Source organism: Brevundimonas sp. AVps7 (assembly GCF_058681545.1).
On the sequence record NZ_CM178742.1, the window covers coordinates 2,078,843 to 2,098,544 of the forward strand.

Below are 19,702 nucleotides of genomic sequence, written 5' to 3' on the forward strand. Positions count from 1 at the left end.
TCAGGTTTTACAATGACAGGATTATTGACCATCGCCGACGCAAAAGGCGTTTTCATCGGCCGGCCAAGGCCTCGCCCAAACAACGGTGCGACAGCCTAGTTCAGCGTCGGATTGATCAGGAACTTCTCACCCGTCGCTTTACGTTCGTAGGCTCGCAGGAGCTCAGGTTCGAGCGCTTCACTGAGTCCAATCGTCTTGGTGTAGTGCGTCGCGAACGTGGTGGTCAGCTCATCAAATACGCGCTTGCGCATACGCATTACCGTCTCAGCGCCTGCCTTCTGCAGAAATGGCGTCAGCAGCCATCCTGATACGCTCCATTGAAAGCCGAACGCCAGGCGATCCAAAACCATCGGTGAGAGATCGAGCGCACCGTAGGTGTAGAGCTGCTTGAAGCTAGACGAGCCGTATCGGCTGTACTCTGTCATTCGACTGACAGCTCCCTTCTCCATCGCACGCATGATGTCGCTACCGAGCGAACCCCCACCGATGGCGTCGAACGCGATGGTCGCACCGGTCGCAACGACTGCGTCGACGAGTTGCGTTTTGAAGTCTGCGGCACGGCTGTTGAGGACATGGGTCGCGCCAATGTCACGCAGCAGTCGGACCTGTTCATCAGATCGAACGATATTGATGAGGGGAATGCCATCGCCGGCGCAGATCTTCTGCAGCATCTGACCGAGGCTCGACGCTGCAGCGGTGTGAACGATCGCTGAGTGACCTTCGGCACGCGCTGTTTCCACAAAGCCGAGTGCAGTCATTGGATTGACCGTCAGCGCAGCCCCTTCGGCCGCTGTCACCCCTTCCGGAAGCGGGAGCGCATCGCGAGATCTGATCTTGCGAAGGTCAGCGTACATCCCTCCCCCAACCATTCCAACGCATCGCCCCAACCACTCCTGGGCCTGCTCGCCTGCCGCAACGACCGTGCCGGCTCCCTCGTTTCCAACGCTCAGCGATTGGCCAACGCGTGCAGCGACACCGGGACGCCTGGCCTCTGGAATATCGAAAACCAGTTCAGGCTGATCCGAGGACGCCTCTGAACGCATCGACGCAACGTCAGCTGGGCCGAGCAGCAGCCCGAGATCGCTCGGGTTGATCGGAGCCGCCTCAACCCTCACCACGATTTCGTCGGGCGCCAGATCTCCGATGGCGAACTCATCGAGTGACAGCCTCAATGTGCCGCCAGAGACTGTTGACCGTAGTTCTCGTCCTGTGAGCGACATACGCTTGGATCCCGTTTCGGCGGCATTGGCAGCTGAGGTGATACCGGTGCCCCCGACAGTGCTGAAGCGCAAGTCGTAGCCGACTGTGCGATTTTAGCGTGGTGGCGGCTGGCGGCGGCCGAAGACGTGACGGATCCCGCCCTGGTCGGACGGCTGAATCAAAAAGTGTTAGCCCGCTATGCCCACCCGTGGGTTTTCGGTCCCGGCGCCGACTCCGTCGCTGTCGTCCACCTTCGCCCCGAGACAATTTCTACCGTCGGCGTGAATGACGGACGCAGCAAGGCGCGGTCGTTCTGCCATCAGTCTCCGCGCACGGAAAGCATCGATCCGCCCGTGTCGGAACGCTTCTGGCGTCCAGCCTCATGTCTTGATCCGACGGGGTTCTGATCTGGATCAAAGCGCCGTGTGGTCAAAGAGCGTTGTGTTTCCCGGATCGGTCACCTCACGGTCGCGGCCTGAAAACCACTGCGCGGCGTCCTGCAGGATACCGCGCCTTTGGTATCGGAGAAATCGCATGAGCTATCGTGCACTGACTGCCCTCACTTTCGGCCATGAAGGGGACGCCCAGGCGCTGGCCTTCGCGGCCCACCTCGGGGTCGATCAGAAGGCTCACGTCGCGGTCTTTCCCTATCTGCCGGATCCGGCCCTGGATCTTGTCAGCTACGGCATGTTGCTCGGCACGACCCTGCCGGCCGAAACGGCGCAAGCGGTCCTGGCCAGCCAGCAGGCGACCTGGAAACACCTGGAAGCCCTTTGCCGAAACATCTGCAACGAGGCCGATCTGATCTTCGGCCCAGGCGAAGGAAGGCCGCGAATGGCGCTGTCCCGACCCGTCGGACGCCCGGAAACGGCGCTGAGCCACGCCATCGCCCTGACTGATCTCGTGATCATCAGCCAGTTGAGCCTGACGGAATCGGTCGCCGCCCGTGAGGCTTTCGCCCAGGTTCTGCTGCGGCAACGCCTGCCGGTGCTGCTCTGCCGGGGCGAACCGGCGAACCTGGCGGGACAGGTCATGATCGCGTGGGACGGCAGCGCGGAGGCCGGACGGGCTGTCAGACAGGCCTTGCCGTTGATCGCGACGGGAGCCGGAACCGTTGCTGTGCAATGCCGCCAGGGGCTGGACAAGCTTGCGGCCGATCCGTCGTTCGACCCCTTGATCGACTATCTGAATGCCCACGGCGCCGGCGAGGTCCGGAGCGAGGTGATCGAGGCAGGATCAGAGACCTTGGGACTTGTGCAGGCGGCCAGGCGGTTGAAAGCCGGCCTGCTTGTTTCTGGCGCCTACGGGCACACCCGCCTTCGTGAAGCCCTCTTCGGCGGCGCGACCCGAGCGATGCTGGACGACGTCGCTGGCCCTTCGCTGTTGCTGTCGCATTGATGCCGTCGCCAACGGAGCGCGAACAGATGCTGACCCTGACCTTTCACGGCGCCGCCGGATGCGTGACCGGCTTCTGCGCCCTTCTGGCCACCGACCAGGGTCGCTTCCTGATCGACTGCGGCATGTTCCAGGGGCCGAAGACGCTCCGGGCCCTGAACCACGAGCCCTTTCCCTTCGACGCCGCGACGATCGACGGGGTGCTGCTGACCCACGCCCACATCGACCACTCCGGCCTGCTGCCCAAGCTGGTGCGCGCGGGGTTTCGCGGAACGATCTTCGCGACCCGGGCGACGCGGGATCTGTGCGAGGTCATGCTCGCGGACTCCGCCGACATCCAGCAGGGCGACGTCGATCACCTGAACCGCCGCAATGAGCGCCGGGGCATTCCGAAGGTCCAGCCCATCTATGGTCCCGAGGACGTGGCCCCGACGCTGGCGCTCTTCCAGACGGTCAAGTTCGGCGACTGGGTCGAGGTGCGCCACGACCTGCGTGCGCGCTACTGGCCCGCGGGCCATCTCCTTGGCGCGGCGTCGATCGAGCTGGAGGTCGGCGACGGAGCGGAAACGGTGAGGCTCCTGTTCTCGGGTGACCTGGGATCGGGCGAGCAGCCCTACCTCGTCCGCCCGGATGGACCCAGGGGCGTCGATCACGTCATCCTGGAGTCGACCTACGGCGACCGGCTCCGCGACGACATGGACCTGTCGCATCGTCGGGCCCTCCTGGCCGACGAGATGCGTAAGGCCAAGGCGGCGGGCGGACCGCTGCTCATGCCGACCTTCGCCGTCGGCCGGGCGCAGGAGCTGATCCTGGATATCCTGGCGATCATGCAGGACGAGCCGGAGCTGGCGACGGACATCTTTCTGGACTCCCCGCTCGCCATCGAGGCGACCGAAGTCTTTCTGCGCCGGGGCTGGAACAGCGATGCGTCCGAGAACCCCTATCTGGCGCTCCGCGACGCCCCCCGCCTCCACACCCTGTTGCGCCCCCAGGACAGCGACGGTCTCGAGCGACTTCGAGACTGGCACATCATCCTCGCCGGCAGCGGCATGTGCGACGCCGGCCGGATTCGCAGGCATCTGAAGCGGCTGCTGTGGCGCAAGGAGACCACGCTCCTGATCACCGGCTTCCAGGCCGCGGGGTCGCTGGGGCGCACCCTTCTGGAGCATCCTTCGATGGTCAGGATCCAGGGCGAGGACGTGCGCGTCCGCGCCCGCATTCGCGAACTGGACGTCTATTCCGGCCATGCCGATGCGGCGTCGCTGGCCGCCTGGCTGTCGGCACGCGAACCAGTATCGGGAAGCGTCTTCCTGGCCCACGGTGAACCCGGCGGTCTTGAGGGTCTCAAAACCCGACTGGTCACGGCCGGACGCGCGCCCGACGCGGTCATGATTCCGCAGCTCGACCAGGGCTTCCGCCTGACGGCATCGACGGTCACCCCGTTGGAGGGGCCCGATGCCCGTTTGATCCCCGGCGCGGCGGCCCGACCCGACTGGCACAATGCGCGGGCCCGCCTCCTGGAAGCGCTTAACGAACGGCTGCAGGCCCTGCCGGGCGACGCAGACCGAGAAGCCCTGCTGGCGGATCTCGCCAGGTCGGTCGCGCCCCCGTCTGAGGCGAGGCCATGACCGCCGACCCGTCGAACGCGGCGCAGCTTGCCTCACCGTCCTATCGCCTCGCGGCCCTCGACCAGGATTTCCTGCTCGGCGACGCGATGCGCGGCGTGCGCTTCCAGTTGGAGTTCGAAAAGGCGGAACGCGCGCTGAAAACCTGGGGCGTGCGATCGACGATCGTGGTGTTCGGCAGCGCCCGCGTCCGAGAGGATGGTCCGGGCTCGCAGCCCCGCTGGTATGATGAGGCGCGACGCTTCGGCGCCCTCGCCTCACTTCAGGGCGGAGCCGTTCAGGAGGACGGCGGGGTGCGCGACAACGTCATCGCCACCGGCGGCGGTCCTGGCATCATGGCGGCCGCCAACCGGGGCGCGGCAGAGGCGGTCGCACCGTCGATCGGTTTCAACATCACTTTGCCCGGCGAGCAGGAGCCCAATTCCTGGACCACGCCGGAGTTGACCTTCCGCTTCCACTATTTCGCGATGCGCAAGATGCATCTGGCGATGCGCGCCAATGCGCTGGTGGTCTTCCCGGGCGGATTCGGAACGCTGGACGAACTGTTCGAAATCCTGACGCTGCGCCAGACCGGCAAGGCGCCGCCGATCCCGGTCGTGCTCATCGATCAGGCCTACTGGCGCGCCGCGATCGGCTTCGAAACCCTTGTGACGGAAGGCTTCGTGGCCCGCGCCGATCTCGACCTGTTCGCTTTCGCAGAGACCGCCGTGGAAGCCTGGGATGCGCTTCTCGCGGGAGGCCTCGAACCAGGACTGCCCCTGGGCGCCAAGCCGACCGTCTAGCGGCAGCTTGGCGCCCGCCGGATCCGCCCGGCCATCGCTGCCCGCGTCTACCGATCGGCGACGGCCTGAATCGCCGCGCGGCCGAACACCTCCCGCCATCGCTCGACCTCGTCGGACTGATTCGACAGCAGCGTCTCGACCCGATCGAGAGGCGCTGTCAGGGAAAACTCCTTCGGCTGAAAAGTCTCCTGCCCGTCTAGATTCAGTCAACGGCGGCCGGCCATGCGGTCGCCGCATCGCCGTGGAAACGCCGAAGTGTGGGTCTGCTGATCAAATGGCGCTGGATGCTGAAGGTGTTCTCAGATCCAGCTGATCCAGAGCCGCGCCGTATGAGGCCAGGCCGTCCGTCGTGATCGACTGCGGCTCGACCGGCTGGTTGTGGGGCAGGCGTCGGAGAAGCCTCAGCGTCGCGTCCGTGTCCCGCCGGCGCTGGACCACGAGATCCAGGACCTCGCCTTCATCATCCACTGCACGCCACAGATAAATCCGCTTGCCGCCGATCCAGCAGACCATATCGTCCAGGTGCCAGCGCGGCGACGGGGCCCATCGCCGCTTCCGCAGCAGCCGGGCGATCAAGGGGCCGAACTTGATGGTCCAGCACCGGATCATCTCGTAACTGACGCCCACAGCCAGACGGCATGGCGGATAACATCTGCCGGAAACCGGTGACGCCTGACCGAAATCGGCTTCACGAAGTATGATCCCCGTCAGTGGTGTGGCGAAAGAGGCCCCGAAGCCGGAGGGACTTCGGGGCCAGGCGTTCAGGAGGGAGAGACCCTAGAAGTTCGCGCGGAGGGACACACCGACGTAGCGTTCGGCGTCCTTGGCCGGGAAATAGGCGATGTTGCCGGGGTTGGCCGCGTTGGTGACGATCGACTCGCGCTGCATGCCGTTGACGAAGTCCTGATCGAACAGGTTCCGGACGAAGACGCTGAGCGTGTAGCGATCATCCGCAGTGCTGGCTCCGACCGTCAGATTGACCAGGCCGTAGCCGTCCTGGACCAGGCCCGGGTCCTGCTCGAGCGAGAAGGTCACCTCACTCTGCTGGGTGGCGGCGAGCTGGATGAATCCGTTCAGGTCCGTGCCGGGAATGGTGTCGTCGTACCGGATCGACAGATTACCCCGCCACTTCGGCGCATTGGGAAGTCGCCCGTCGACAACGTTCTGTGCGGTACCGTTGCCGATCCGGAAGCAGGTGTTCAAGGGCTGGGCCTGGCCGGCGGCGAGTGTGATCGCGGCGGCCTGGGCGGTCAGCGGGCATGAGAGACCGGTCGCATCGAAGGTGGCGTCCGCATAGGTGACGCCGCCGCCCAGGGTGATGCGATCCGTGAGGGCGAACTGGAACTCCACTTCAGCGCCCTTGGACACCGAGGAGCCTGCGTTCGTCGGGATGGAAACGTTCGGAGCGACCGTCGATTGCACCTGAAGGTTTTGATAGTCGGCATAGAACAGCGCCGTGTTGACGCTCAGCCGCCCATCAAGACCCTGGGCCTTGTAGCCCAGTTCCCAGGCCTCGACCGTCTCCGGCAGGACCGCCACCTGGGTCGCGAAGTCTGCCGTCAGCTCGACGTCGTAGCCCCGGCCCTTGTAGCCGCGCGACCAGGTCAGATAGGTCTGGGCCTGAGGGCTGAACTGGTACTGCAGGCCGAGCTTGCCGGACAGATCGGTGTCGGCGACCTCGCCCCGACCGGATGACGCCGCAAAGAGTAGCCGATCGCCAGCAAATGGCGGCGTGCTCAGACGCAGACCTTCGTAGCTCACCGTCTCATGCTGGAGACGGGCTCCGAAGATGGCCGAAAGCTGATCGGTCAGATGCCATTCCGCCTGGCCGAACGCCGCCACGTTCTCCGTCTGGGTGTTGGCGGTGTGGGCGGCGGAGGAGAAGAAGAAGGTCGGGCAGGCCTGACCGAAGGCGGCCGGATTGGTCACGCAGCCGCCGACCCGGCGACGGAAGTCGCGATCCAGGTCGAGATTGAAGTAGAAGACGCCGACCGTGTACTCGACCGGCTGATTGGACGGCGAGGTCAGGCGCAGCTCCTGGGTGAACTGGCCGATATCCAGCCCCCCTCCGTTGATGCCAAAATAGCCGTTGCCGAACGGAACATAGAGCGGCGTCGCCGACCGAAAGCCGTCGACCTCGACGTTGTTCTCGAGCGTCCAGGTCCGATAACCGGTCACCGAGGTCAGGGTGTAGTCGCCGAGGGACAGGTTGCCTTCAAGCGACACACCCGACGACTTGCTGTCGGCAAAGGTGGTTCCGTCGGTTTCCACCGAACGGTTCGTCGGCGAGGCCACGATCGGCGCGCGGATCCCGGCGAGCACAGCGTTGGTCGTCAGATAGGGCACGAGTTGGCAGCAGGTGCTGTCGCTTTCGCGATAGTCCGCCGAGACCAGCAGGTTCAGCTCTTCGCTCGGCTGCCATTCCAGCTTGCCGCGCAGGCCGAAGACTTCGCTGCCGTAGACCGTCTGACCTGTTCCGGTGTCCTGAACATAGCCTTCATCATCAGTGTAGAAGCCGGTGAGGCGGCCACCGAGGGTGTCGGTGAGCGGGCCGGCGACCGTACCCTTGAAACGATATTCTCCGTGCTCGGCGGCAGTGATCTCGGCGGCTCCGGAAAGGTAGTCGGTCGGGCGTCGGGTGACGACGTTCACGACGCCGGCCGTAGCGTTCTTGCCGAACAGGGTGCCCTGCGGTCCCCGCAGAACCTCCACCCGTTCGATGTCGATCAGCTCCTGAAAGCCCTGTCCCTGACGCGACATGACCACGCCGTCGACGACGAAGGACACCGCCGATTCCAGTCCGGTGTTGAACAGCGCCGTGCCGACGCCGCGGATCCGGACGTTGTTGTTCAGATCGCTGGTGGACTGTGTGTAGGTCAGGGACGGCACCAGATTGGCGAGGCCGCTGGTCCCTGTGATCTGGGAGTTGCTGAGTGTCTCGGCGCTCAGTGCCGTTACGGCGAGGGGCACATCCTGCAGGCGCTGGCTGCGCTTCTGCGCCGTGACGATGATGTCCTCGACCTGCGCGGTGTCTTCAGACTGAGGCGCGGCGTCCTGAGCGAACGCCGGCGCGGCGGCTGCGGCGAGAACAAGGACGGCGGCGCTGGCCATGAGGCGGCGGCTGACGTGAAACTGCATGGTGGCTCCCCATTTGCTTGCCCGCTGTCGCCTGGAGAAGTCCAGAGCGCAGCGGTTGTTGTTGACCTATGGTTGGACGGAGCGGGGTCCCATCGTCAAATGATTGATAATGGCTACGTGCATCATTTCACTTATGACTGAGCATACGGCATCCCCTACCAGCCGAGACGGCCGTATCCCCGTGGGTAAAGCGGGTGCGACGTGTCCGAACCGGCGTCCGGCGCTTGGGATTCCACCTCGTTCATGGACGAGGGCAGTTCAAAGGGCAGCCGCGCCTGCGGCGTCGCCCGACCGGTGATGAAGGCGAAGAAGGCGGCATCCGACACGCCGAATTCTCCGATCAACGCGGTCGCCAAGGGTCTGATTTGCGCCAGAATGGCGGGACGGTCGAGGTGGATGCTGACGACCGTTGGCGTGACTGCGCTCGCCCTCTGCACAGCCAGCAGGTCGGCGTTGTCGACCGGAAAGTCCAGCGCGCCCTCGTGGTGTCGCTGGCCGAAGAAGTAGGCTGGATGGCTGGTGAAGGGCGTGGCGATCCGGACCAGGGCGAGGTCTGCCTCGGCCGGATCCTCGACAACGGTGAAGCCGCGCGCGCGCGCCTCGTCCGGTGACACCTTCCAGAGCCAGACCTTCCTCGCTTCCGACTGAAGCGGCAGGACGCCGTCACGGTTCTCCAGGAGGACGAGCGAACGCCGCTGCGCTTCAAGCGACTCCTGGCGATGTCCGGGCGAACCTACGATGCGCCGCGCCGCCTCCGGATCGACATACGGGTTCTCGAACAGACCCAGCTCAAAGGTCTGGATCAGCAGTCGCCGTACAGACTGGTCGATCCGCGCTTCCGGGATCCGTCCTGAGGCGACGACATCAATGATGACGGCGGTGTCCGCCACCCCGCCGAACTGGTCGACACCCGCCTCGATCGCCTTGGCGAACCGCTCCGACTTGGTCAGGTCTTCGACGCCCCACGGCATGCCGACACGGCGATAGTCGAGCGTCCCCGCCTCGCAGTCCGCGAAACAGTCGTCCGTGACCTTCCAGTCGGTCAGCACGACGCCGTCGAAGTCCCGGTCCTCACGCAGCAGTTCGGTGATCATCTGCCGGCTGAAGGCGGCCGCGACCCGCTCGGCCGGACGACCGTTGATTTCCAGGCCCTCCGGCGGGCGGGCGTAGGTCGGCATGACCGCGGCGACGCGCGCCCTGAAGGCGCCGTCGAAGGCGTTCAGGTGGTCCTGGAAACGACCCGCAGGAAAAACAATGTCCCGGCCGTAGGGATTGTGAGCGTCGTAACCCTCCGGCTGGGCGCCATAGCCGACCCAGTGTTTGACCACGGCGGCGACGCTCTGCGGTCCCAGGCCGGATGTCCCGCCCTGGAAGCCTTCGATATAGGCGCCCACCATGTCCGACACCCTGAGCGGATCGTCGCCGAAGGTGCCGCTGACCCGTGGCCAGCGTGGCTCGCTGGCCAGATCGGCCATCGGCGACAGGGCCATCCGGACCCCGATGGCGCGATACTCTTCCGATGCGATCTGACCGAAGCGGCGGACCAGATCGACGTCCCCGATGGCGGCGAAGCCGGTCGTCTCCGGCCATTGCGAGAAGGCGCCGGCGGCTACGCTCAGTCCGAAGGTGGTCTGGAAATGGTTTCGGGGATCCGAGCTGAGGGTGAGCGGTATGCCCAGCCGGCTGGCCTCAGCCATGGCCTGGACCGTATTGCTGGTTTCCGCCAGCGCGCCCGCGTCGTTGCTGCTCACCCGATGGATGATGAACCGGATGTCCTGATCGCGGATCATCGGTTCGATGCCGGCGAGGTCCCATTCCGCCCTGAGCACGCCCCCGATGGTCGGGGGCGAGGCATGCACCATCAGACCGGCCTTTTCGTGCAGGGTCATCCGCGCCGTGAGATCCTCCGCCCGGGCCGCGGCGGGGAGCCGCCAGTCCTCGTAGGGGGTCAACCGGCCGTCGCGATCGAGATCCTTGAACCGCAGACCGTCGACCGTCAGCACGGTGGCGCTTCGAACGCCCAGATCCGGCGGGTTGACGCTCCTGCCGAAATTGTCGGGCGAAGCGGATGCACAGCCGGACATGGCCGCGCCAAGGAGGGCCAGGACGGTCAGATGTCTCATTTGCGCGCTCTCACGCCACGGACGGTTCAGGCGCGGATCGCGACGATGGGGGCGACGGCCTCCGGGCTCCGAGGGTCACGGCCGCCAGCAACTGGGCGACCGCCAGCATGCCCAGCGTCGCCCAGAGTGCGGCGGGCAGGCCCTGGGTGAAGCCGATCAGCATGGGGCCGGCCACGCCGCCGATCCGGTTGACCGCCACGGCCACGCCGACGGCGGTGCTGCGAAGGCCGGTCTCGTAGCTCATGGCGATATGATTGTTCAGCACAGCCTGGGCGCCGAAGATGAAGAAGCCGGTGGCGGCGACAGCGACCATGGCGAAGGGCGTGTTCAGCGTCGCCGCCAGGCTGATCAGCGACAGGGCGCCGCCGACGAACCCCCAGCAGATCACCGGGACCCGCTCGAACCGATCGGCCAGCCAGCCGCCCGCAAGACCGCCGAAGATCTGCATCGTCATCAGAAGCGAGCCATAGCCGAAGGCCGTGCGTACCCCTGCCCCTTCCGCGAGGACGATCGATGGCAGCCAGCCCGTCAGGCCGTGGATGCAGAGCAGGCTCAGCGCACCCGCCACCCAGATCGAAACGGTCGTGCGCAGGTAGCGCGGCGCCAGAAGGCTGGCGAAAGCGCCCTTCCCGCTCGATGTCTCGCCGGACTGGAAGGCCGCGCCGACATAGGCGGCGGCGCGGTCGGGGCGGGCGCGGGACAGGATCTGCGCCACCTTGCTCCACCGCTCGCGGGACGCCAGGAACCGCACCGATTCCGGCAGCATGGCGTGGGCGATCAGGGCGACGGGAAGCGCGAGGCCGCCGATCAGATAGAGGGCGCGCCATCCCCATTCCGGAGCGATCAGCAGGCCTGCCAGACCCGCGGCGATGCCGCCGAGCGAGAAGGGCAGGACGAAGGCCAGGGTCGCGAACCGATTGGCGCACCGGGTCGGCGCCCACTCGTTGATATAGACGAAGGCGAGAGGCGACAGCATGCCCAGCGCGACCCCGAGCGCCAGGCGGATGGCGCAGAACACTTCAAACGAATGAGCGAAGATCGCGAGAGCCAGGCTCGCCAGACCGAGAAGCCAGACCGCCCCCAAGGTGGTCGCGCGACGCCCGAACCGGTCCGCCAGCGGCCCCTGCAGCAGAGCGCCGGTCGCCAGCCCGACCAGACCGATCGACAGCATCATGCCGATCTGCGGAGCCCCCAGCCCCCACTCCTGCCGCACATAGGGCGCGACATAGGCGGCGTTGAACAGGTCATAGCCGTCGAGGAACAGTATGGCTCCGATCAGCACGGCGAACCGGATGTGGAAGCCGGACAGCGGTGCGTCCCGCATTTCGGCGGCGACGTCGATCACCGGTTCGCTCATGGCTTCGTTTCCTCTGGAGGCGTCCGGTCTTGCGCCGGATCGCGGATGAATGATCAGGCGGACGCGTCTTCCGCAACCGGATTGCTCAGGACGCCGAGGCCGGTGACGGTCACTTCGACCACATCCCCGGGCTTGAGCCAGAGCGGCGGCGTCCGCTTGGCCCCGACCCCGCCCGGCGTCCCCGTCAGGATGACGTCGCCCGGGCTCAGGGTCGTGAAGCCCGAGCAGTAGGCGACGATGTCGGCGATCGAAAAGATCATCTGGTCGAAACCGGCGTCCTGCACCACCTCGCCGTTGACCCGGGTGGTGATCCGCTGTCGATCCAGCGGGCCCATTTCATCTGGCGTCATCAACCAGGGGCCGAGCGCACAGGTGTCCGGAAAGTTTTTTCCGGGCGTGAACTGGTGCGTGTGCCACTGCCAGTCTCGCACCGAGGCGTCGTTGGCAACGGCGTAGCCCGCGACATGATCGAGGGCCGCGTCCCGCGAGATGCGTCGCCCGCCCTTTCCGATGACCACGGCCAGTTCGCCCTCGTAGTCGAGATCGGTGGATTCCCGCGGTCGCACGATGGGCTGGCCCGTGGCGATGAGGGTGTCGGCCCAGCGCGTGAAGATCGAGGGATGATCGACCTTGGCCCGGCCGGTCTCCTTGCGGTGATCTTCGTAGTTGTGACCGACGCACAGGATCTTGCCGGGATTGGGCAAGACCGGCAGCAAGGTCACATCCGACAGTGCGATCGACTCGCCGCTCGAGATGACTGCGGCGACGCCGCCCGAGGCCAGGGCCGCCTTCAGATCGGCGGGTCCGGAGGCCGCCGCCACCGCGATGCGGTCGCCTTCAAGCACGCCGTAACCGGCGCGGCCCTGGTGTTCAAAACTGACGATCTTCACGGGTCGGTTCCTGTCAGGCGATCGGCAGCGCAGGCGCGCCGGGGAAACGGAATTTACGTTCGGCGACGGCAAGGGCGGCGACGTCCTTGTCGGTGACACCCCATTGGTCGATGCGGTTCTGCGGCCAGGTCCAGTCCTCGGGCGTACCGGTCCGATAGTCGTCTCCGACCTTCTCGACCGCGGTCGAATACTCGATCACGGGACCGAAGGGGGCGATGTAGTAGGCGAAGACATTGTCGCCTGGACCATGGCGTCCGGGCCCCCACGCGGCCGTCAAGCCGTAGTCCCGCATCCGTCCGATGCCGCGCATCACCGCGTCGATATCGGCCATCTCGAAGGCGATGTGATTGAGCGTGGCCACGCCGGCGCGGGCGAAGGCGATCGAGTGATGTGAGTCGTCACACCGCACGAACACCATGCCCTTCGTCCTGTCCGAGACGCGGAAGCCCAGGACCCGCTCGACAAAATCGCCGGAGGCCTCGGCGTCCCGGGCGTTGAAAACGACATGAGTCAAACGGTTCGGCATGTCAGGACAGCCCTCCAGCCGCTCATTGCGCGCGACGCCGGACAGGAAGCGGAAACGCTCGCCGTCCGGGGCCGTGACGAGAATCCCTCGGCCCGCGCCGGGTTCGCCGCTGACATCGACCCGCCCGACCGGGGCCCCTTCCGCCCTGGCAGAGGCCTCGATCCGATCGATCTCGGCTTCCGACGCGGCGAAGGTCACCGACTGGACCGAAGGCTCTGTCGCCTCGGTCAGGGCCAGCAGATAGGCGTCGTCTCCCGCTCCGCGGAGACGCCAGGTGTCGGCCTCACGCGTCGCCGGCGCCATGCCCCAGTGATCCGTCAGGAAGCGAGCGGCCGCCTCGGCGCCCGGCAGCGCAAGCTCGATGCTGCGGAGCCGGGTCATGCCCGGGCCTCCGGGGCGGCACCCGGATCGGCGATCAGCCCGGCCGCCACGATGCCGGCGACCGCGCAGCGCTCGTCGAGGTCGGAGGTGTCGCCGCTGATCCCGATCGCCCCAAGGATCGCGCCAGCGGCATCGCGGATCAGCACCCCGCCGGGCGCGAGTGCAATCTGACCCTCCGTCACGGCCGAGAGGGAGGCGAAGAAGGCCGGCGACTGATGTGCGCGCGCGGCGATGGCCCGGCTGCCCATTCCCATGCCCAGGGCTCCGGCGGCCTTCGCCGTCGCGATCGCCGAGCGGAACAGGCTGGCCGTCTCCTGACGATGGATCGTCAGGACATGTCCGCCGCTGTCGAGGACGACCACGCTGAGCGGCTTGGCTCCGTCCTCCCGCGCCTTCGCGAAGGCGGCTTGCGTGATGGTGAGGGCGAGATCGAGCGTCAGGCCGGACATAGGGTCTCCTCAGTGGCGACAGCGCGGTCAAAGGCGCGAAGCAGAGCCGACGCCCCGCCCGGTCCGCTCGCCGTGCCGAAAACGTAGAAGTCAGGGCGCAGGAGGACGGCGTCGGCCTGATGCTCGTCCAGCCAGAGACCGAGATCGCCAGTCACGTCTTCCAGATCCATTCCAATGCGAAACTGACGGATGCCAAGAGGCCGGGCCACCGCCGGCTCCACCCGCGCCTCCTCGCCCCGCGACAGCATCACCAGCCCGCCGCCGGTTGCGTCGTCCAGCAGTTGATCCTGTCCCTCATGACGAACACGGGGCTGGATAAACCGCTTCCCGGCGCCGGGGCTGTCGAGCGTCAGGCCCCGGATCGGCGTGATCAGGTCGGCGGCGGTCCGCACGGGGTCGCCCTGCCTCGCACGCATTTCGGCGTCACGTTCGGCGGCACGGACCGGATCGAGCATGCAGATATAGCGCCCGGCCTCGACCGCGCTGGCGATTACCGAGCGGACCTGGGGTTCACGCTCCTGCTGATAGCCGTCCAGCAAAGCGTCGGGAGCACCACCGGACAGAACCTTCTCCAACTTCCAGGCCAGATTGGCGACATCCCGCATGCCATGACACATGCCCTGACCAAAGAACGGCGGGGTCTGATGCGCCGCATCGCCGGCCAGAAACACCCGGCCGACCTTCCAGGTCTCGGCGATCAGGCCATGAAAGCGATAGGTGGTCGCGCGCACGATCCGGCTGGGCGCCGATCCGACCCAGGGCGCCACCAAGGCCTCGACGGCGTCAGCGTCCAGCGTCGACTCGTCTTCCCCGGGAAGCAGCATGAACTCCCAGCGGCGGTGATTGCCTCTGCCGGGAACGATGGTCGCGGGCCGTCGCGGGTCGCACAGCATGATGGACAGTTGCTGCAAATCCGCGCCTTCGGGCACGTGGTGGAAGCCCGGGAACACCAGGGGCCCGTCTACCTCGGCGTCCACCACCAGCCAGGGTTCCTCGAAACCCAGATCATCAAGGACCACGCCAAGCGCCTTGCGCGTCGGGCTGCTGGCCCCGTCGCAGGCGATCACCCAGCGGGCTGAAACGACGGTCTCGCCCTCCGGCGCGGCCAACCGCAACCGGACGCCCCGATCGTCCTGGTCGATCCCGAGGCATTCGACGCCGAGGCGCAGATCGATCTCTGCGAACCGGCCGAGCCCCTCGCGAAGTACGGCCTCGAGCTCTGGCTGGTAGAAGAAATAGTCGCCAGACCAGCCGAAAGGCCGGGGTCGCCCTGCGGTCCCCATGTAGCGGATGACGCCGCCGTCGGCGCCGATATGCATATGGCCCTGAGTGTCGCGCATGAGTGGCGAAACGCGGTCGACCAGGCCGGCGCTCTGAAACAGGCGCATGACCTCGTGGTCGATGTGCACGGCGCGCGGCAAGGGATGGGGTTCAGCGACCCGTTCGACGACCAGCGTCCTCACCCCGGCCTTGCCGAGAAGATTGGCCGCCAAGCCACCGACCGGTCCGCAGCCGATGATGACGACATCGTAGTCCAGCACGCGGTTCCGTCCCTCGGTTTTCTCGTTGTCATCGTGTTGACAGTCGCCGACACCCTCCGTCAAATGATCGAAATTGGGGTAGTGGGTCGTTTTCCTTATGGCTGTCGAAGCGTCCCAGATCGCCAACCTGCTTGCGATCGCCCGCCACGGCTCCTTCACCCGCGCCGCGGCGGAAAAGGGCATGTCTCAGCCCGCCCTGTCGAACAGCATCGCCCTGCTCGAGCAACGCCTGGGCGTGAAGGTGCTGGAGCGCAGTCGTCGCGGTTCAACGCTGACAACCTTCGGCGAAATCCTGGTGCGCCGGGCCGAGGGCGTTCAATCTTTGCTGTCTGACGCTGAGGCCGAAGTTCGCAGTCACGCCGCCGGCATCTCGGGCCCGCTGCGGATCGGGGCCACACCCAGTGTACTCGCCAGCCTGCTGCCCAAGGCGCTAAGGCGTCTGGACAATGGCGACACGCCGCTCGACCTCGAAATCGTCGATGGGCTGGACGGACGGCTCGTACCAATGCTGCGATCCGGCAAAATCGACATCATCGTCGGTCCCGTGGACGAGATGCTCGGCGGCACCGAGGATGTGGTTGAAGCCGTTCTGTTCGAAGACCCCTTTTGGCTGGCCGTCGGCCCGGCAAGCCCGTTCCACCACGCGAAATCGCTTTCACTGACAGAACTGGCGGACGCGCCCTGGGCCTTGCCGCGGGAAGGGAGCACCTATCGGCGCCACGTCGAGGCTCTGTTCATGACGGCTGGCGTCGCGTGGCCCAGGGACTGCATCCTGGTGAACGCCCTGCCCCTGCTTGAAAGCCTCGTGGCTCACACGTCACGCATCACCCTGGTGTCCCGAGCCCAGTTGACGCAACCTGCTCAGCCCTTTCGCGTGATCCCGTTGCAGGGGGCCGGCGGGCGGCGCATCGGATACAAGCTGCGCCGAGGCGGCCGACCGGGCCCTCTGACGCAACAGTTCATTGAGGAACTGAGAGCGGCGGCCTCTGAGCTGTGACGGCCCTGACAGGTTAACCGCGCGAAGTCGAAAACGCCGCTGTCGTACCCGAAATCAGGCGACCGCAGCCGACCATACCGCATCGGCTTCGGCGCGGAAGCGCCGAAGAGTAGGTCTGCTGATCAGATGGCGTTGCATGTTGAAGGTGATGCTGTCCTGGATAGCTGGCGCCCTTGTGGGTGATTTCTCCGATGTAGATGCGGTTGTGCAGGATGTGGAACACCGCCCCCGATCCATCGCCTGGCCGCCCTTCTCCGCTCCCGCCTTGGTCGTTCGGCGCTTCGACCTGACGGCGGCCGCCTCCAGTTCAAGCATCACCGCGTGGACAGAGCCGAGCTTCAGGTAGCGCTCGAAGATCCAGCGAACGGTCCTGGCCTCCGCCTCGTTGATGGTCAGCGTCCGGCCGGCGGCTTCATAACCGAGAGGCATTACGCCACGACACCTCGTCGGCCATGACGCGCGCCTGGCGCCCGCTGAGCGACCAGGTGTTGTTGTCCCCCATCAAGGCAGAGCGCGGGCGGTTCAGACTCGCAAATCGGCCAGGGCCGCCAACTCATCGTAGATTGCGTCACCCGTGCGACTCTCGGCGTTCCGCCAACTGGTTGCCGTCGTTGGGTTCACCAGGACTCCGTCACCTGTAAGCACCAGCACATTCGGCAGACCCGGCAACTCCTGAATGCCGAACCGGGAGGCGATGCCCAGATTATGTCCGTCACCGGTTCTTGGCATTCCGATGTTCACGAAGACCAGTTCGTACTTGCGTTCGATCAGTTCGGCGAAGCGATCGGTAGCCAGCCAACCGGCGAGGGCGCGGCTGTCGCTGCACCAGTTGGCTCCCATCACCAACAGGACCCGTTTGCCCGACTGCCTGGCCCGCGCCAACGCTGCGTCCACGTCGGCCGACGCGTTCTCGCTCACATGATAGGAGCGGGCATCTGGCTTGGGCGCAGTCGCCGGCGCGGACGCGCAAGCCGCCACGGCCAACGCCGCCGAGACGATCAGCGTAACTCGTTTCACTGGGCAATCTCCGATGGACGGCGCGGTCAGCGGTGATCAGTCACGCGATGTCGCCGTGCCGAAGCCCCGCTTCGCCACGAATTCGATCACTGGTCAAGCTGCGGCCGCGTCTCGGATAACTGTCCGCTACTGGTCGGCAGGTTGACGTGCCGTAGAGCGGCTACGCCGTCGCATTCCCGGTCAACTGAGGTTTGATCCGCACCTCACACCTCTCGTAAGTTCAGAGTGTAAGGGATCGAAGTGGCAGATCGGGTGCGTGTCCCAGGACTGCAATGCGCCCGCAGCGGCCATTCACTCAGCGCCGGAAACACGACATCACCGACGTTATCGCCACAGCCAAACCGCGGCGGCGGTGTAGAGGGCGATGCCGAGCGTCAGGTTGAAAGGGAAGGTGATCGCCAGGGACGCGGTGACGAACACGCCGGCGTCGGCCTTGGGGGCCGCCAGCCGCATGGCTGCCGGCACGGCGATGTAGGACGCAGAACCCGCGAGAATGGTCAGGAGAGCGGCATTGCCTGCCTCCAGTCCGGCGAGATGAGCCAGTCCGAGGGCGACGCCCGCCGAGAGCAACGGAAATCCGAGGGCGAAACCGATGACGCCGGGCGTCAACTTGCGGCCTCCCTCCATAAGCCTGCGAGCGGCGATCAAGCCGATGTCGAGCAGGAAGAAGCACAGGGCGCCCTGGAACAACGGCCCGACGAACAGGTCCAGCCGGGCCATGCCGGCCTCGCCGGAGATCAACCCGACCAGGAAGCTGCCGAGCAGCATTACGGAAGCCGCGCCGACGAACACCTCCCGCAGGATCGTTCTGCGCCGCCCCGGCTCGCCCCGACCCGCGCCGTTCAGCAAAACAAGCGCTGTCAGGATGGCGGGGGTCTCCATCAGGGCGAGCACGGCCGCCATATAGCCGCCGGACGAGAGGCCGATGGCCGCCAGATGCTGCTGGCCGGCGGCGAAGGTCACGACTGAAACAGAGCCGTAGGTGGCCGCCAGCGCGCACAGGGTCGGACGATCAAGCCTCGGGACGCGTTTCAGAATTAAGAACGCGACCAGCGGCATGAGGGCGCTGAGTGCGACGCCGATGGCCGCCGCCGACAGGAAATCCCCGTTAAGCCCCGCCGCACGCGCTTCCACCCCGCCTTTGAAGCCGATGCAAAGCATCAGGTAGAGCGAGAGGGCCTTGGCGACCGGCTCGGGAATGGCGAGGTCCGACCGGGCGAACGCGGCCGCAGCGCCGACGAAGAAGAACAGGATGGCCGGCGACGTCAGAAGCGCCAGGCTGGTGGAGAAGTCAGGCATGCGTCAACCGGTCCGCTGAAGGTCGGTCGGAGTGACCTCGACCGGCGCGGCGATCCAGTTTATTGACCTAATGCAGGTTATAACGGACGCTAATGACATGGCTGATCGACAGGTCAACCTGGACATCGACCTGCTGCGCGCATTCGTGACGGTGGTCGAAACCGGCAGCTTCACCCGCACGGCGGCATTGCTCGGCCGAACCCAGCCCGCAGTCAGCCTTCAGATCCGCCGGCTGGAGGATCAGTTGCGATCCCCGCTGTTCGATCGCGGAGGCAAGGGCGTCGGCCTGACGACGGAGGGCGCGGCGCTGCTGCCGCAGGCCCGCAGGTTGCTGCGGCTGAACGACGAGATCGTGTCGACGCTTGGAGAGGGAGACCTTGAGGGCGAGGTCCGGTTCGGGGCGCCTGAGGACATCGCGACGATGCATCTCCCCGGCATCCTCGGCGCTTTCGCGCGCAGCCATCCGCGGATCAAGCTGTCGGTGACCTGCGACTACACCGCCAACCTGCTCGACCAGATGTCGCGCGGCATGCTTGATCTGGCGCTGATCAAGCGCGAGCCCGTTGGGCCCGAGCTCGGGGTTCGCGTCTGGAGCGAGCACCTGGTCTGGGTGGCGCTGGACGCCTCGATCGTTGAGGCGTCGCCGCTGCCGCTGATCATCGCGCCCGCTCCGGACATCTATCGCAAACGGGCCCTCGGCGCCCTGGCCGAGGCAGGCATCGATTTCCGTGCGTCGTTCACCTCGCCGAGTCTCGCCGGTCAGATGGCGGCGCTGCGCGCCGGTCTCGGAGTCGGCGTGCTTCCCGCCGCCATGGCGCCCCGTGACCTCGCCGTCCTGGGGCCGCCACTCCCCGCGCTCTCGGACAGCGAGATCGCCCTGGTTTCCGCAAGAGGCGCCGGCGGGCCGGCCGGGCTGCTTGCGCAGGAGGTCCTGCGGGCGTTGGAGCGAGGCCCCATCCCGGCATGATGCCGGTCCGTAAGG

At 66.3% G+C, this 19,702-nt stretch carries 16 protein-coding genes and 1 pseudogene; 5 read left to right on the plus strand and 12 right to left on the minus strand.

Features of this window, described 5'->3' with window-relative positions:
- Positions 1–95 precede the first annotated feature (95 nt).
- Positions 96–1,292: an MDR/zinc-dependent alcohol dehydrogenase-like family protein gene (locus ACW17Y_RS10445; protein WP_492035644.1), complete on the minus strand. Its 1,197-nt coding sequence runs from the start codon at positions 1,290–1,292 to the stop codon at positions 96–98.
- A gap of 442 nt (positions 1,293–1,734) precedes the next feature.
- Here ACW17Y_RS10445 and ACW17Y_RS10450 point away from each other — a divergent pair, with 442 nt between their 5' ends.
- Genes ACW17Y_RS10450 through ACW17Y_RS10460 form a run of 3 tightly spaced genes read left to right on the plus strand, consistent with a single transcriptional unit; the run spans position 1,735 to position 5,002 of the window.
- Positions 1,735–2,598: a universal stress protein gene (locus ACW17Y_RS10450; protein WP_492035645.1), complete on the plus strand. Its 864-nt coding sequence runs from the start codon at positions 1,735–1,737 to the stop codon at positions 2,596–2,598.
- A 26-nt stretch (positions 2,599–2,624) separates the two neighbouring features.
- Positions 2,625–4,223 (plus strand): MBL fold metallo-hydrolase, encoded by a 1,599-nt coding sequence (locus tag ACW17Y_RS10455; protein ID WP_492035646.1) that lies wholly within the window; start codon positions 2,625–2,627, stop codon positions 4,221–4,223.
- A complete protein-coding gene (locus ACW17Y_RS10460; protein WP_492035647.1) occupies positions 4,220–5,002 on the plus strand; it encodes an LOG family protein in 783 nt (260 codons plus the stop codon). Before ACW17Y_RS10455 ends, ACW17Y_RS10460 begins: the two co-directional genes overlap by 4 nt.
- Before the next feature lie 202 nt (positions 5,003–5,204).
- Here the strand turns inward: ACW17Y_RS10460 and ACW17Y_RS10465 are convergent.
- The 8 genes and pseudogenes from ACW17Y_RS10465 to mhpA all read right to left on the minus strand — a co-directional run bounded on the left by ACW17Y_RS10465 (position 5,205) and on the right by mhpA (position 15,407).
- Positions 5,205–5,694: pseudogene (locus tag ACW17Y_RS10465) on the minus strand (IS6 family transposase).
- Positions 5,695–5,779: 85 nt separating this feature from the next.
- Positions 5,780–8,140: a TonB-dependent receptor gene (locus ACW17Y_RS10470; RefSeq protein ID WP_492035648.1), complete on the minus strand. Its 2,361-nt coding sequence runs from the start codon at positions 8,138–8,140 to the stop codon at positions 5,780–5,782.
- Positions 8,141–8,295: 155 nt separating this feature from the next.
- Positions 8,296–10,263 (minus strand): glycoside hydrolase family 3 protein, encoded by a 1,968-nt coding sequence (locus ACW17Y_RS10475; RefSeq protein WP_492035649.1) that lies wholly within the window; start codon positions 10,261–10,263, stop codon positions 8,296–8,298.
- A 10-nt stretch (positions 10,264–10,273) separates the two neighbouring features.
- Positions 10,274–11,620 carry an MFS transporter gene (locus tag ACW17Y_RS10480; protein ID WP_492035650.1) on the minus strand — a complete coding sequence of 449 codons (1,347 nt, stop codon included), beginning with the start codon at positions 11,618–11,620 and terminating at the stop codon, positions 10,274–10,276.
- A 53-nt stretch (positions 11,621–11,673) separates the two neighbouring features.
- A complete protein-coding gene (locus ACW17Y_RS10485) occupies positions 11,674–12,510 on the minus strand; it encodes a fumarylacetoacetate hydrolase family protein (RefSeq protein ID WP_492035651.1) in 837 nt (278 codons plus the stop codon).
- 13 nt (positions 12,511–12,523) lie between these two features.
- Positions 12,524–13,417: a VOC family protein gene (locus ACW17Y_RS10490; RefSeq protein WP_492035652.1), complete on the minus strand. Its 894-nt coding sequence runs from the start codon at positions 13,415–13,417 to the stop codon at positions 12,524–12,526.
- Entirely contained in the window at positions 13,414–13,866 is a 453-nt protein-coding gene (locus ACW17Y_RS10495; RefSeq protein ID WP_492035653.1) for a GlcG/HbpS family heme-binding protein, read from the minus strand. Before ACW17Y_RS10495 ends, ACW17Y_RS10490 begins: the two co-directional genes overlap by 4 nt.
- Positions 13,854–15,407, minus strand: a complete 1,554-nt coding sequence (mhpA, locus tag ACW17Y_RS10500; protein WP_492035654.1) for a bifunctional 3-(3-hydroxy-phenyl)propionate/3-hydroxycinnamic acid hydroxylase MhpA — start codon at positions 15,405–15,407, stop codon at positions 13,854–13,856. Before mhpA ends, ACW17Y_RS10495 begins: the two co-directional genes overlap by 13 nt.
- A 97-nt stretch (positions 15,408–15,504) precedes the next feature.
- Between mhpA and ACW17Y_RS10505 the strand changes: the two genes are divergently transcribed.
- Complete coding sequence (locus tag ACW17Y_RS10505) at positions 15,505–16,404, plus strand: LysR family transcriptional regulator (protein WP_492035655.1); 900 nt, start codon at positions 15,505–15,507, stop codon at positions 16,402–16,404.
- Between the two features lie 54 nt (positions 16,405–16,458).
- Here ACW17Y_RS10505 and ACW17Y_RS10510 read toward each other — a convergent pair whose 3' ends face one another.
- The 3 genes from ACW17Y_RS10510 to ACW17Y_RS10520 form a co-directional block, all read right to left on the minus strand.
- Positions 16,459–16,833 carry a hypothetical protein gene (locus ACW17Y_RS10510; RefSeq protein WP_492035656.1) on the minus strand — a complete coding sequence of 125 codons (375 nt, stop codon included), beginning with the start codon at positions 16,831–16,833 and terminating at the stop codon, positions 16,459–16,461.
- Positions 16,834–16,926: 93 nt separating this feature from the next.
- The gene (locus ACW17Y_RS10515; RefSeq protein WP_492035657.1) at positions 16,927–17,421 is read right to left on the minus strand and encodes a thioredoxin family protein; all 495 of its coding nucleotides are present in this window, start codon (positions 17,419–17,421) and stop codon (positions 16,927–16,929) included.
- 324 nt (positions 17,422–17,745) lie between these two features.
- A complete protein-coding gene (locus tag ACW17Y_RS10520; RefSeq protein WP_492035658.1) occupies positions 17,746–18,720 on the minus strand; it encodes a sodium-dependent bicarbonate transport family permease in 975 nt (324 codons plus the stop codon).
- Between the two features lie 31 nt (positions 18,721–18,751).
- Between ACW17Y_RS10520 and ACW17Y_RS10525 the strand changes: the two genes are divergently transcribed.
- Positions 18,752–19,687: a LysR substrate-binding domain-containing protein gene (locus ACW17Y_RS10525; protein WP_492035659.1), complete on the plus strand. Its 936-nt coding sequence runs from the start codon at positions 18,752–18,754 to the stop codon at positions 19,685–19,687.
- Positions 19,688–19,702: the final 15 nt, after the last annotated feature.

Coding starts and splice junctions, on each gene's coding strand:
- ACW17Y_RS10450 (WP_492035645.1), top strand. CDS start 1,735: ATGAGCTATCGTGCACTGACTGCCCTCACTTTCGGCCATGAAGGGGAC.
- ACW17Y_RS10455 (WP_492035646.1), top strand. CDS start 2,625: ATGCTGACCCTGACCTTTCACGGCGCCGCCGGATGCGTGACCGGCTTC.
- ACW17Y_RS10460 (WP_492035647.1), top strand. CDS start 4,220: ATGACCGCCGACCCGTCGAACGCGGCGCAGCTTGCCTCACCGTCCTAT.
- ACW17Y_RS10470 (WP_492035648.1), bottom strand. CDS start 8,140: ATGCAGTTTCACGTCAGCCGCCGCCTCATGGCCAGCGCCGCCGTCCTT.
- ACW17Y_RS10475 (WP_492035649.1), bottom strand. CDS start 10,263: ATGAGACATCTGACCGTCCTGGCCCTCCTTGGCGCGGCCATGTCCGGC.
- ACW17Y_RS10480 (WP_492035650.1), bottom strand. CDS start 11,620: ATGAGCGAACCGGTGATCGACGTCGCCGCCGAAATGCGGGACGCACCG.
- ACW17Y_RS10490 (WP_492035652.1), bottom strand. CDS start 13,417: ATGACCCGGCTCCGCAGCATCGAGCTTGCGCTGCCGGGCGCCGAGGCG.
- ACW17Y_RS10495 (WP_492035653.1), bottom strand. CDS start 13,866: ATGTCCGGCCTGACGCTCGATCTCGCCCTCACCATCACGCAAGCCGCC.
- ACW17Y_RS10505 (WP_492035655.1), top strand. CDS start 15,505: ATGGCTGTCGAAGCGTCCCAGATCGCCAACCTGCTTGCGATCGCCCGC.
- ACW17Y_RS10510 (WP_492035656.1), bottom strand. CDS start 16,833: ATGCCTCTCGGTTATGAAGCCGCCGGCCGGACGCTGACCATCAACGAG.
- ACW17Y_RS10520 (WP_492035658.1), bottom strand. CDS start 18,720: ATGCCTGACTTCTCCACCAGCCTGGCGCTTCTGACGTCGCCGGCCATC.